The organism is Paenibacillus sp. J14 (assembly GCF_000518465.1).
Classification (GTDB): Bacteria; Bacillota; Bacilli; order Paenibacillales; family Paenibacillaceae; genus Fontibacillus; species Fontibacillus barengoltzii.
The window spans coordinates 83,519-96,650 of record NZ_JADQ01000012.1 but is presented as its reverse complement, the minus strand read 5'-3'; the positions used below and the strand labels follow the sequence as shown (position 1 = coordinate 96,650).

The window sequence follows — 13,132 nt, the reverse complement described above, 5'->3', positions numbered from 1 at the left end:
CGTCCAGAGTTCACTATTCTTGGATCAGCGTATACAGCTCGTTGGTCACTTTAAACTGATCCTTAAGTCCCGATGTGACATAAATTTTGTCGTCCTTCGTGATGAACAAGGCTTCCGTTACCTCATTATAATTTTCAACAAACTCCATCCCTTTCTCCAAGCCCATCACAAAAACCACAGTAGATAGCGCATCGGCATCCGTCGCATTATCCGTTAAGATGGTTACGCTCTTCAGCTCGTTTTGCGCCGGCGCGCCAGTTCTGGGGTCAAGAATATGGTGGTACATCACCCCGTCCTCAACAAAATACCGTTCATAGACTCCCGAGGTATTAATCACCTGATCGTTTAAGCGAATAGTCCCCATCGTCGTCCCGCGCGAGCTGTCAGGATCCTGAAGTCCAACGATCCAGTCGTCACCGTTCGGCTTGCTTCCAACCACGATGATACTGCTGCCGCCAAGGTCAACTAATGCGCTCTTTACGCCTTCTTCACGAAGATAAGCTGCGATTTTGTCTGCCGCATACCCTTTTCCGATGCCGCCGAGATCCAGAATCATCCCCGGTGTTTTCAGAAAAATCGTTCGCTTGGTTTCGTCCATCACCACATTTTGATAACCAACCAAGCTAAGCTCCCGCTGCAAGTCCTCCGGAGCCGGAACATGGGCATCTTCATGTCCAATATCCCAAAGATCAACCAATCCGCCAACGGTTGGGTCAAACAGCCCATCCGTCTCCTTGGCATAATTCAGCGAGCGTTTTAATACCTCTATCGTATCTTCGGATACTTCAACCGCCTCTACGCCTGCCTCCTGATTCACTTTGTAGAGCTGGCTTGTCTCCAAAGTCCGGCTAAGCTCCTCGTCCAACGTTTTCAACATCGCATCGATATGATCCAAATGCTCTTCGCCCTTCGGGTCCTCATACAATTTGATGTTAACCACCGTATCAAAAATATAATATTGTCTTGAGGTCGGCTCTGCGGCCGCCGTTTTGTCCTTCGGATTCGCCTCGCCTCCGCACCCGGATAAGAGGATCGTCAGCATTGCCGTCAAGCCGAAAAGTACAGCCCGTTTGCGCCATTTCTGTGTTCGTTGCATCGTTTCACCTCATTTGAAAGTTCACGCAGCTCGTGGTTAACTTCCCGTATTGTATAATTTTCATCACACTTCGTCTAGGAAGAACATCACGGTGACTTGAGTACTGCAAAGAGGAACACGAACCTAAATGCAAAAAGAAGCGAGATAGATCTCGCTCCCACAATGATCAAGCCTCAAACCGAAGTTGATCCGAAATTCGTTTATCTTAATAAGTCATCTTCTCGAGTGACGTTATCGTATGAACGGTTATACCGCCGATAATCGTCTAAATACTGCCGCTCATGATTTTTTACATAGTAGAAGGTACCCCATCCGCTGAAAACGAGGAACAACACCAGCATAATTCGGTAAGCCAACGTAAAATGGTCTGTGGCAAACCCGATCACAATACCTAAGATCGCTATACCCAATAGTCCCCAAAGGATTGATTTCATGATCTTTTTTACCAATTTCCATATCCCCCCTTATCTATTATGAATTGGATTATAGCATATTTTTCCTAGGTAAAGAGATTCTGTTATTTGTTTGCTATTTTGTGGAAATGACTGTGATCCCAGTCACTCAATCGCTGCCGATCGAGCGATATGCTTCTGGCAGAAACGGAGGTGCAGTGTCTCAAATCTAACTACGTGAAAATCAACACAATTTTCAGCACCTCCTGTCTTCGAAATCAATCAAGGAGGTTTCTCGATGAACCAAAGTCAAATCCCAACCGATACGCGTCACGAGCCGTCCATGTTCTGTTACCAATGCCAAGAGACCGCGGGTGAAACGGGCTGCACCATCACAGGTGTTTGCGGAAAGTCTGAGGAGGTTGCGAATCTGCAGGATTTGTTGGTCTATGTCCTCAAGGGGGCGTCATTCCTTGCCTTAGACAGCGACCTGCCGGAGCCGCTTGACCGGCAGCTATCCGTATTTACCATGAACTCCTTGTTTGCGACAATAACGAACGCTAATTTTGATCGCAACTATTTCGTGAGCCATATCCGGGAGGCTCTTGCCTTGCGAGATATTGTTAGAAGCTACTGGATGAAGAAGCACTCTGACGATGAGGCTGTCTTACCCGATGCCGCGCTCTGGGAGCCTCGAGATGAAAGCCAGTTCGCAGGTAAAGCCCAACAGGTCGGGGTCCTCTCTACCGCCAACGAAGATATTCGTTCCTTACGTGAACTATTAACCTACGGACTTAAGGGGATGGCCGCTTACACCTACCATGCCTATCAATTGGGTTATACCGACGGAAGGATTCATCACTTTATGCGCCAGGCGCTGGCTGCAACCTTGGACGATACCTTAACAACCGATAATCTTGTCGCCTTGGTCCTGGAAGCGGGCAAATATGGCGTCGAAGCCATGTCCTTGTTGGATCGAGCCAATACAAGCACCTATGGTCATCCGGAAGTAACCCAGGTCAATCTCGGTGTACGGAATCGCCCCGGAATATTGATCAGCGGCCATGATTTGAAGGATTTAGAAGAGCTGCTGATCCAAACCGAAGGCACCGGCGTCGATGTGTACACCCACAGCGAAATGCTCCCTGCCCACTACTATCCGGCTTTCAAAAAATACAGCCACTTCGTTGGCAACTACGGCAATGCCTGGTGGCAGCAAGCGAGAGAATTCGAAGCCTTTAACGGTCCGATTCTGATGACGACCAACTGTATCGTGCCGCCAAAGGATAGTTACCGGGATCGACTTTACACAACGGGGAACACCGGTTATCCTGGAGCACGTCATATTCCGGATGGCAAGGACGGGAAGCCAAAGGACTTCTCAGCACTCATCGCGCATGCCCAAAATTGTCCGCCGCCAACCGAGCTCGAAAGCGGGCATATTGTCGGCGGCTTTGCCCATCATACCGTGACTCGTTTGGCGGATCAGATCGTTCAGGCAGTGAAGAGCGGTGCGATCAAACGGTTTTTTGTTATGGCGGGGTGTGACGGACGAATGAAATCGCGGAACTACTACACCGAGTTTGCTAAGGCACTTCCTCGGGATACCGTGATCCTGACCGCCGGTTGTGCCAAGTACAAATACAATAAGCTGGACCTGGGGGATATTGGCGGGATACCCCGCGTCCTTGATGCGGGTCAATGTAATGATTCCTATTCACTCGCCGTCATTGCACTGAAACTAAAGGAATTGTTCGGTCTTGAGGATATCAACGAGCTGCCGATATCGTACAATGTTGCCTGGTATGAACAAAAAGCCGTCATCGTCCTGCTCGCTCTGCTCCATCTCGGTGTCAAGAACATTCACCTCGGCCCTACTTTGCCGGCCTTCCTGTCCCCCAACGTAGCGAAGGTCCTGATCGACAAGTTTGGCATCGGGGGCATTACGAATGTAGAGGAAGATATGGCCATGTTTCTTGGAGCTTTGGCGTAACGTGTGCAAATCGAAAGGACCCCCTATCACGTGATGTGAATGAGGGGGTCCTTTCGATTCCAGTCACTATATCGTTACTCGCTTAATAATGAGAGTTGGATTGCCGCCAAAGTCGGATACTCACGATACTGTTTAAAAACAACCTTCACCCTCCGGGCTGTCGTAACCGGAAGGATGACAATCTTCTTGTAACCGATTATCGAACCTTCTCCAATCAAACGCCATTCACCGAGAAGTGCAGTTTCCTCGTTGGACTTATCCTCGGTAAGTTCCGATGCCCACAGCTCAAACGCCTCTACCCGCTGTCCTTGTTCAATCTGTTCCTGTAAAATAACCGCGTTAAATGCCCTCGCCTCCGGTAAAACGATTTGTACCCAAGGCTCAGCATCCGACGCAGACGGTCTCCAAGCGCGATCCGGTGTGGCCTCGGCAAGAGCTTCGGCCGCCTCCTCCTGGGAAGCGGCACTCGATCCTATCCATACGGCCCCTTCGTTCAGCCTTGGATCATTTAATTCCTGGATTCGGCGTCCCAGCTTGGCCAGAACTTCACGATCCGGCGCTGCGATCACCCCATCCCGGTTAGGCGGGATGTTAAGCAGGAACATGGCATTACCGCCAACGGATTTCAAGTAGATGTCGAACAGTTCACGGTCGCTCCGCACCTGCCCGTCCTCTTCGGCATGGTAGAACCACCCCGGACGGATGGACGTGTTCACTTCAGCCGGATACCACACCCATTCTCCGCCATACCGAGCAATCGCCCGCCTGCTGCCCAGATCCTCTTCCATCGAGTTGATCGAACGAGCGAAGGACGGGTCATCGGTTTGTTGCGATTTTTCCGCCGTTTTCTCCGCATCTTGCAAAGCCCGAGGTACAACGCTCCATTCTTCCCGCCGCGTATGCCCTGCCTCGTTGCCAACCCAGCGGATATCCGGGCCGCATACGCTGATCACGCATTGCGGCTGCAGCCGGCGAATCGTCTCATAGTAACGGTCCCAATCGTACTGCTGCCGCTTGCCGGAGGGGCCTTCTCCGTTGGCGCCGTCCAGCCACACGCAGCTAATCTCGCCATATTGAGTAAGCAGCTCCGTCAGTTGATTCACGTAAAAATCGTCATACGCGGCTCCTTCCCCGTAGCTGGCTTCGGTCCGATCCCAAGGCGACAGATATACTCCGAATTTCAGCCCGGCCTTCTGGCAAGCGTCCGAAACTTCGCGAACCACATCCCCCTTGCCGCCTTTCCACGGGCTGGATGCGACCGTATGCTTCGTGTATCGGCTGGGCCAGAGGCAGAAGCCGTCATGATGTTTGCAGGTCAGTATGACGGCTTTCATGCCGGCTTGTTTTAAGATGGCCACCCATTCCGTGGCGTCGAGCTGCTTCGGGTTAAACAGCACCGGATCTTCATGCCCCGTCCCCCACTCTCTGCCGGTCATCGTGTTCATCCCAAAGTGAATAAATCCGTAAAACTCTAACTTTTGCCAAGAAAGCTGCCTGCTCGAGGGCCTGATATTAAAAATTTCGTTTAGATTCATCAGAACAATTCCTTTCCAGTGGCATTTCGTTCGAGTAAAAAAGTTCTTAAATGAACTCCATTATGGAGTGTAATGTGTCCCAGCTCTCCCAGCTTCCGCCAACCTCGCGAAATATCGAATGGTAAAATCACGGAATCGGGCCGCGATTTGCTTCATATAGCGATCCTTCGGCCAGGACAAGGAAATGGTTCGCTTACACCAGCTTTCTTCGAGTCTGAGCAAGCGGACCCCCGTACCAGTGGATCCGGCCCAAGTAAGGGCGGGCAGGAAAGCCACGCCTTGTCCCGCACGAATGAGTCCGCGTACGGTGGCCGGATCGTCGCTTTCGAAGCGAATCCGGGGCTTGAATCCGGCCAGCCGGCAGAAGGCATCTGTCGTTTCCCGCAACGACTTGCCGGAAGGAAGCATGATGAAATCTTCCTCCCGAAGCTCTTTTAAGCTTACCTGCTGCCGCTGAGCGAGCGGATGGTCAACCGGAACAGCCACCAGAATATCTTCTTCCAGCAAGGAGACGGTTGCCGCTCCCGGAGGGGACTCCGCTCCGTCCGAGAGGCATAAATCGTAGTTCGTCCGAGTGTCCAGCGGGGAAACATGCTGCAGCAAGTTGAATTGAGCCTGTGGACATTCCGCGCGAAAATCCGCCAACAAGTCTGGCAGCAAATGCGAGGATACCCGGACGTCCAGCGTAAGAACGGGAGAGGCGAGTCCGCTGGCATCCTGCAGCTGGCGCTTCCCATCCTCGAGCGCGTCCAAAGCAAGATCTACCTGCTGAAGAAACCTTCTGCCATGCTCGTTTAAGCGGATTGTCTTGCGTTCCCGGTGGAACAACTCGGTCCCAAGCTCCGCTTCCAGGGATGCAATCATTTTACTTAGTGCCGGCTGCGAGATATGCAAGCTTTGGGCTGCTTTCGTCATATGCTCCAAACGAGCCACTGTCTGAAAATACTTCAGCTGCAACAACTCCACTCCGATCTGGCCTCCTGCTTCATAACCAATCAGTTATGATCTTTATAAACAAATATATATTATGGTTCATCAACATAAGCAAGCTATAATAGTCACAACAACGACAGGACAGGAGAGAATCCTCTTGATTGTACAGACGTTATCAGGCAAGGTTGAGGGCGTTAAGCTAGATGGCGCCTACGTTTTCCGTGGCATTCCTTATGCCGCTCCAACGGGAGGATCACGAAGATTCAAGCCGCCGGCTCCCCCGCTTCCCTGGCAAGGCGTACGGCGATGTGATCGGTATGGTCATGCTGCCCCTCAGAATCCTGCTCAGGAAGGCCTTCTAGCGGAGCTAACGCAGTCCGAAGATTGCTTGGTTCTGAACGTATGGATGCCGGAGGACTTCGGCGATGAGCTGAAGCCCGTAATGGTCTATATTCACGGCGGCGGATTCGTATCGGGAACCGGCGCGGATTGTGACGGTTCCAAATACGCGTCGGAGGAAGGGATCGTCTATGTATCGATCAACTATCGGCTGGGGGCATTGGGTTTCTTGGAGTTGAGTGAGTTACTGGGCGAAGAATACGCGAGCTCGGGCAATAATGGCATGCTTGATATTGTCGCTGCCCTGCGGTGGGTTCAGCACAATATCGCCGCTTTTGGCGGCGACCCGTCGCGCGTCACGGTGATCGGGAACTCCGCTGGCGCCAAATGCGTGGCTTCGCTGTACGTCATGCCCAAGGCGCGCAGCCTGTTTCACCGAGCCATCGCCCAAAGCGGAGCCACGCAAGCGATACGCGATCGCAAGACGGCTAACATAACAACACGAAGACTACTGGAGCAGCTAAACATATCACCGGCAGATGCGCACCGATTGTTCGAGCTTCCCGCAGAGAAACTAATTGAAGCCCAATCGGCGGTTGGCTTCGATACCTCGCGCGGTCTGCATATGTTTGGCCCAGTGGCCGATGGGTTCATGATCCCTATGGATCCGCTGGCGAGCCTTGAAGGTAGTGAGGGGCTGCCGCCGCTCTTGATCGGGTCCAACGAGGATGAGGCAGCGATCTTTATCCATAATGATCCGTTGCTAAGATCTCCGGACCGGGAGACGCTGGAGAGATTATTTGGAATCAATGCGGAAGTGGCATGGATGGCTTATCAGCACTACCAGACATTGATGACACCAGAAGCTGCATGGAATCGAACGTTAACCGAGCACCTGTACGCCATAGGGGCCATGCAGTTCGCGGAAGCGGTAGCTTCAGCGGGAGCGCCCGTATGGATGTACCGGCTTCGGTGCGGCGGAAGACTGGGAGCGATCCACGGGTTTGAAGGAAGCCTAATCCAAACGGCCTTAGCCGCAGGTGACCCCGGCTCCATCCCTGCGCTCCCCTCCGACGATCCGTATTTGGTGACAGCTGAAATGAATGGACTTGCCCGCGGGATGAGGGCGGCTTGGTGTGCTTTTATCCGCAATGGTGACCCGAATACGGATCTTTTACCCGCGTGGCCTGTCTACGGAGCAAATCATGCCACCATGGTGCTGGACCTCGTAAGCTCTGTGCATCAGGACTTGCCGGCTCCTGCGGGGATCTGCGTTCCTCACCCGGTTTGGAGGATGCCTTGATTCCGCTGCTCGAAGTTGCCTTGGTCATGTTGGCGCTTGGCCTGCTCCTTGGCTTCGTAGGCGCCGGCGGATCGGGATTTATTATTTCAATTCTAACCGTTGTGTTCGGTTACCCGATTCATACAGCGCTAGGGACTGCACTCGCGGCCATGTTCTTCTCATCCTTCTCCGGTTCGATCAGCCATTACCGGGAAGGGAATATGAAGCTGCGGCCCGGGGTGGTCGTCGGCTTAACCGGTGCAGCGGGTGCGTGGATCAGCTCCGGTTGGTCCTCCCTGATTCCCGAAGATCAGCTGGGATACTTGACCTCCGGCATGCTGTTTGCTTCCGGATTCGCCCTATGGTTTCGCATGGCCTATGTCTCCCGGCGACCGCAGACGCCCGAGAGCATGAACGCCGCCTCCCCCGTCCAAGGCTGGCGGTTCTGGGTGAATGCACCGCTCGTTGGCTTCCTGACCGGCGCTTTATCAGGGCTGTTCGGCATCGGGTCGACCCCTTTCATCCAACTGGGGCTGATGTTGCTCCTTGGAATGTCCATGCGATATGCCGCCGGTACAACGATGCTGGTCATCATGCCGATTGCCCTCGCCGGAGGGGCCGGTTACTTTACCATCGGTTACTTGGATGTGCATTTGCTCGCTGCCGTTGTCATCGGTACGATGAGCGGCGCGTATATTGGCGCCACGTTCACGAAGCGCGTACCTGCGGCTTGGCTCAAAACGTGCATGGTGCTCACTCCCATGCTGGGCGGTGCCATTCTCTTGTTGTAGACGTCGGCCAAAAAAAACGGACCCTCTGATGAGGGTCCTTCGTTTTTGTACAAAACTAGCTGAGTTGTAGCGTCGTAATGCACGTTTGATCTCCATCAAATGTGGAGATTTCCGACTCCGCGGTTTTACCGTCCTGACTGACTTGAATCAAGTACGTTTGATCGCGCGGCAGCCACAGGTCGATAAATCCGTTTGCTTGGGACGTCATCTTTTGGTCCACCACGGTATTCCCCTTCGCATCGGTGACGGTGACTTGAAACTCTTGCTCCGTCATCTCCCCGCGGCATCCGGTCAAGCTATGAATCTCGCAAGGATGGGTCTGATTCTCGTAAGGCGCGATCGAGACGAAAAATTCGTCCTTCGGCAGTTCATACGTCTTCGAGCCTCCCGTATCCCCGTCTACAATCAAATGGCTGGACGTAATTGAAGCAGACTTGGCGCTGAGTTTCCCCACACTGTAGTCATGAACCAATTGCTTGATGCTCTGTGCGTCTATAGCGTTCGATTCCGTTTGTTTATCGGCTTGTCCCGTGATGAGCAAATAGCTTCCTAACGCGACAACCACAATGCCCCCGATCGCCGCCAAGATGGTCATGCGTTTCATTAATTGGCACCCCTTCGTTACCTGAGATTCCGTTACTTGTTCTTTTTTGAACAATCCAATTATAGCATAATCCTCACAATGTTTCCCATTGTGATCGGAGGAACAGCTTGTAAATCCGCCTCCAGGCAATTTTCAGCAGCATATACACCGGAATGACGATCAACATTCCAATGATGCCAAACCAATTACCGCTCCCCAATACGAGCAAAATCGTTGTTACCGGATGGATGTCCAGCTTTTTACCAAACACGTAGGGGGAGATCACATTATCCTGAATCTGCTGCGCCACCAAAATGATCACCAACGCCCAAATGCCGGTAGACGGCGACTCAATGAGACCGATAATAACAATCGGAATCGCCGAGATAATCGCCCCAAACAGAGGGATAAAATTCATAATCACCGCAATCGTCGTCAATAACAGCGCATACGGCAGTCCGATGATCAAGAAGCCTATAAACATCAGCACACCCAATGCGGCATTGACGATCACCCGGCCGATAATATAATCGTTTAACGCCTTGTCCATTTCAGTGGCAGCACGATACACTTCTTTCCGATAGCGAATGGGCGAGAGCTTGACCAGACTGCGTTTGAAGCGATGGCCTTCCTTCAGCATGTAGTAGAGCAGAATCGGGAACGTAAACATCACAATCGCAAACTGGGACAGGAAAGAGAAGAAACTGCTCAAGTAATTAGTCAAGAAGGTAATCCCCTGGCTCAAATACTTCGAAAAATCAGCGGCTAATCCGGAGTCAGAAGGAAGAATGGACGCTAGGAACGGCAGATCTCCCCATTCCTGCAATCGCTCCTCAAGCAAGCTGATAAACTGAGGGATGTTTTGTACTAAATTAATCAATTGGGCTTGCAACATCGGCCAGACTACCGCGATAAAGGCCATCGCCAAGATCGCCAAGACGACATAAAGGATCAGAATCGCCAAAGACCGACGTATCTTATGCTTCTCCATGTACTGAACGAGAGGACGAAGCAAATAGTAAAAGAAACCGGACAGCAAGATCGGAATCATCAGGGCCCCGATCACAGCCTCCATTGGACGAAAAAACGGCCTCACGAGGGAGAATACATACACGATGGCCAGCAGAATCAAAACAAACTTTGCTCCACGTGTCCACCTTTCCAACAAATTCATTCATCATCACCTATCTTTGTATAATTCGTTGTGAATAAGTTCTCTATTCTATATTATTGGTTTTCAGATCAAAAATAAAATTCGTTGGAATGACACCCGATCGATCAAGATTGAGGGGACGTTAAATTCCTGTTAGCGGTAAAAATTGGCCTTATTTCTCACGTGCGTTTGTAAATCGAGAAAATAGAGGACTTTTATGGCATTATTTTGTGAAAAAGGAGATAAAATGGGGGATTTCGACTGAAAAGTTCCGCTATCTAAAATAGGAGAAGAGCGGCCCTAGCCGTCTTCTCCTATCTCTGAAATCGAAATGCCGGATTAGCTTAATTGATGGTAAACACAATACGCGGTTTACCAGAAGAGTCACCCCAAACACTCTCAACCGATGAAAGTGGTACAACCTTTGTATTAACTTGTAGATTTGCTGTCTTAACTATTTCATAAACATTTCGAATTGCCTCAAAAAACTTAGGCATGATTACGCTCCCCAGACCACTACCCAGTATTTGGACAGCTGATGAACGAAGCACTGAGCTTGGCAAATCAATATTTTCTTGGCCACTAGACGCGCCAACATTCACAAAACGTACGATATACCCCTTAGGAATACACTTATAAACAGTCATGATAATGGATCTAGCGCTTTCTCCCCACAAATAGTCGATAATCACATCGATACCTTCAGCAAACTGTTCCTCTAATGCCTTTTCAAACTTCTGAACACCCTCCGTGCCATCCAACTGAAATGGGACAACGACATCAGCACCTAAAGCATGTAGCTCTTGAAGTTCACGTTCATTTCGACCCGTTGCAATAACTTTCTTGGCACCAAGATGCTTCGCAATTTGAACAGCAAGCCGCCCCGCAGTGCCTGTAGCACCGTTAATCAAAACCGTTTCATTCGGTTGTAAATGGGCGCGGTCATTCAATGCGACCCAACTTGACATGGCTGGATTCGGAATGGCAGCTGCTGTAATATCATCGACTGTATCGGGGATCTTCACCATGTAATCTGGTCGAACAAGGGTCTGCTCGGCCAGTGCACCATATGGAGCTTCTGGCAATAAGAAATAAACACGTTGACCATCAGCCGTAATTCCAACCCCTTCGGCACCTGCAACCTTAGGATAAACGGCATCTGCACTGTAGTGGTTCCCTTCCGATAGAGCTCTGCTCAAATTACTTAACGCTGAAGCCTTCACATGAACTAATACCTTACCATCGGTCGCTACTGGGGTTTCAAATTCACCATAAACCGGGGATTGCCCTTTTGCATGAATGATTGCTGCTTTCATCCGGCATGTTCCTTTCTTTTATATAGTCAACTTATAAATAGTTTATATCTTACTTTTATACATCGACTGTTATTAAGTAAGAAACCTTTCGCCATAATTATACTTGCTAGTTTGTTATAGCACAAAACTTCTCAAACCATCGTTTGGGCTCATTTTTTTAAAAATTTCGTTAAAAAGCGGTATAAACCATCCACCTTCTAAATAAACCACGGATCTGCTAACATATCCTTAGTTTCAGCTGCTCATCTGCGGGTTAGATATTAGTATTTCCATAATGAGTGATAATGTAATACAAAAAGAGAAGAGCGACATAGCCGCCCTTCTCCGATTTCATTCCCTGCTCCTTCTTCACTTCAACCTGCCTGCTGGCCGGCTGCATCAATTCTGGCCTGCGAGGCATTCGAGCACTTCTTGCAAACTTTCAGCTGTTGCCCTGAGCTGGTGTTTTTGACGTATAACAGCTTAATCCGCGTGCTTCCACACACTGGACAAGTGCCGCGACCGCGCGAAGGTAAATTCCAAAGTGATTTTCCACGTTTATTTTTGGCCATCATCTAATCCCCTTCAACGATAAAATAAGTTCATTTCCGAAACTAGAAGATTTTCTTATGCTCCCGATCCTCTTTCAGAATTTCCACGGCTTCGCGGAACCGCAGGCTGTGCACGATCTCCCGCTCACGCAGGAATTTCAGGCTGTCTTGGATATCCACGTCGTCGGTCATGTCGATGAGCCACTGGTATGTAGCCCGCGCTTTCTCTTCGGCCGCAATGTCCTCGTACAGGTCGGCGATGGGATCGCCTTTGGCCTGGATGTACGTCGCCGTCCACGGTACTCCTGCCGCGTTCTCATAAAACAGCGCCTTATCGTGGTTTACATAATACGGGTCTAATCCCGCCGCCTTCAGCTGCTCTGGTGTCGCATCTTTGGTCAACTTATAGACCATCGTTGCGATCATTTCGAGATGGGCGAACTCCTCCGTCCCGATGTCATTCAAGAGTCCAATCACCTTGTCGGGGATCGTGTATCTCTGATTTAGATAACGCAGCGCTGCTGCCAGCTCCCCATCAGCACCGCCGTATTGCTCGATCAGCAGTTTGGCCATCCGCGGATCGCATTTGCTGACGCGTACCGGGTATTGCAGCTTTTTCTCATACACCCACATATCGCCTGTTTAACCTCCTTTAGCTTCCCGTCACAGATGGAAGGCAGCTTGCTACACCTGCCAAGGCCAAGGGCTTTTCGACCATTCCCACGGGAATTTCGAATACGCGCGCCCGAAGTTTTGCAGCGGGCCGTACAACTGTTGAAAATGATTTGCGTGCTGCGTCCGCTCTTGGGTCAGCTGATTAAACTGCTGGATCGCGGCCAGATCATCCGGATGCGTATCCAGATACAAATTCAGCTCTACCAGTGCGAAGTCCAGTGCTTGCAGCTTCTCAAGCTTCTCGTAATACTCCTGATCGAACGGTTGGTTGTTCGGATTTGTCGACATGGGCTCACCGTCCTTTTCCCCATTTGGATTCATAAGGGCTGTACAAAGCTGGCCACAACGTTCCGTGCTTTAAGGCGTCCATCGGGCTAAACTGCGGCAAATTCGGAGGTTGGAAGTGGATAAACAGCTGCGGAGGGGTGCTGTAGGTTTTTTGCGTGATCGGCGGACACGGATCGAATGGGCCAATATACGGGGTCCACACACGTTCTTGAGGATGGTTCAAAGA

At 50.8% G+C, this 13,132-nt stretch carries 14 protein-coding genes; 3 read left to right on the top strand and 11 right to left on the bottom strand.

What is annotated here, in order from left to right:
- Positions 1-13 precede the first annotated feature (13 nt).
- Both M891_RS0106445 and M891_RS23425 read right to left on the bottom strand, forming a co-directional pair.
- Entirely contained in the window at positions 14-1,096 is a 1,083-nt protein-coding gene (locus M891_RS0106445; protein WP_016312874.1) for an FAD:protein FMN transferase, read from the bottom strand.
- 200 nt (positions 1,097-1,296) lie between these two features.
- The gene (locus M891_RS23425) at positions 1,297-1,530 is read right to left on the bottom strand and encodes a hypothetical protein (protein WP_036699541.1); all 234 of its coding nucleotides are present in this window, start codon (positions 1,528-1,530) and stop codon (positions 1,297-1,299) included.
- A 256-nt stretch (positions 1,531-1,786) separates the two neighbouring features.
- On the opposite strand from M891_RS23425, the gene hcp reads away from it, so the two are divergent.
- Complete coding sequence (hcp, locus tag M891_RS0106435) at positions 1,787-3,481, top strand: hydroxylamine reductase (protein WP_051416858.1); 1,695 nt, start codon at positions 1,787-1,789, stop codon at positions 3,479-3,481.
- A 74-nt stretch (positions 3,482-3,555) separates the two neighbouring features.
- Here hcp and M891_RS0106430 read toward each other — a convergent pair whose 3' ends face one another.
- Positions 3,556-4,917, bottom strand: a complete 1,362-nt coding sequence (locus tag M891_RS0106430; protein WP_232228297.1) for an alpha-L-fucosidase — start codon at positions 4,915-4,917, stop codon at positions 3,556-3,558.
- A gap of 159 nt (positions 4,918-5,076) precedes the next feature.
- On the bottom strand, positions 5,077-5,982 hold the full coding sequence (locus M891_RS0106425) for a LysR family transcriptional regulator (RefSeq protein ID WP_028538246.1): 906 nt from the start codon (positions 5,980-5,982) through the stop codon (positions 5,077-5,079).
- Positions 5,983-6,106: 124 nt separating this feature from the next.
- Here M891_RS0106425 and M891_RS0106420 point away from each other — a divergent pair, with 124 nt between their 5' ends.
- Positions 6,107-7,591: a carboxylesterase/lipase family protein gene (locus tag M891_RS0106420; protein ID WP_028538245.1), complete on the top strand. Its 1,485-nt coding sequence runs from the start codon at positions 6,107-6,109 to the stop codon at positions 7,589-7,591.
- A gap of 26 nt (positions 7,592-7,617) precedes the next feature.
- The gene (locus M891_RS0106415; protein ID WP_036699534.1) at positions 7,618-8,361 is read left to right on the top strand and encodes a sulfite exporter TauE/SafE family protein; all 744 of its coding nucleotides are present in this window, start codon (positions 7,618-7,620) and stop codon (positions 8,359-8,361) included.
- Between the two features lie 55 nt (positions 8,362-8,416).
- On the opposite strand, the gene M891_RS0106410 is transcribed toward M891_RS0106415, so the two are convergent.
- The 7 genes from M891_RS0106410 to M891_RS0106380 form a co-directional block, all read right to left on the bottom strand.
- Positions 8,417-8,965, bottom strand: a complete 549-nt coding sequence (locus M891_RS0106410; RefSeq protein ID WP_028538243.1) for a CueP family metal-binding protein — start codon at positions 8,963-8,965, stop codon at positions 8,417-8,419.
- A 73-nt stretch (positions 8,966-9,038) separates the two neighbouring features.
- Positions 9,039-10,118, bottom strand: a complete 1,080-nt coding sequence (locus M891_RS0106405) for an AI-2E family transporter (protein WP_028538242.1) — start codon at positions 10,116-10,118, stop codon at positions 9,039-9,041.
- 323 nt (positions 10,119-10,441) lie between these two features.
- Positions 10,442-11,413 carry a quinone oxidoreductase family protein gene (locus M891_RS0106400; protein ID WP_028538241.1) on the bottom strand — a complete coding sequence of 324 codons (972 nt, stop codon included), beginning with the start codon at positions 11,411-11,413 and terminating at the stop codon, positions 10,442-10,444.
- A gap of 353 nt (positions 11,414-11,766) precedes the next feature.
- Positions 11,767-11,964 carry a hypothetical protein gene (locus tag M891_RS25730; protein ID WP_036625379.1) on the bottom strand — a complete coding sequence of 66 codons (198 nt, stop codon included), beginning with the start codon at positions 11,962-11,964 and terminating at the stop codon, positions 11,767-11,769.
- 42 nt (positions 11,965-12,006) lie between these two features.
- The gene (locus M891_RS0106390) at positions 12,007-12,576 is read right to left on the bottom strand and encodes a manganese catalase family protein (protein WP_028538240.1); all 570 of its coding nucleotides are present in this window, start codon (positions 12,574-12,576) and stop codon (positions 12,007-12,009) included.
- Positions 12,577-12,627: 51 nt separating this feature from the next.
- Positions 12,628-12,906 carry a spore coat protein CotJB gene (locus M891_RS0106385; RefSeq protein ID WP_016312893.1) on the bottom strand — a complete coding sequence of 93 codons (279 nt, stop codon included), beginning with the start codon at positions 12,904-12,906 and terminating at the stop codon, positions 12,628-12,630.
- A 4-nt stretch (positions 12,907-12,910) separates the two neighbouring features.
- A complete protein-coding gene (locus tag M891_RS0106380; protein ID WP_028538239.1) occupies positions 12,911-13,129 on the bottom strand; it encodes a spore coat associated protein CotJA in 219 nt (72 codons plus the stop codon).
- Positions 13,130-13,132 lie beyond the last annotated feature (3 nt).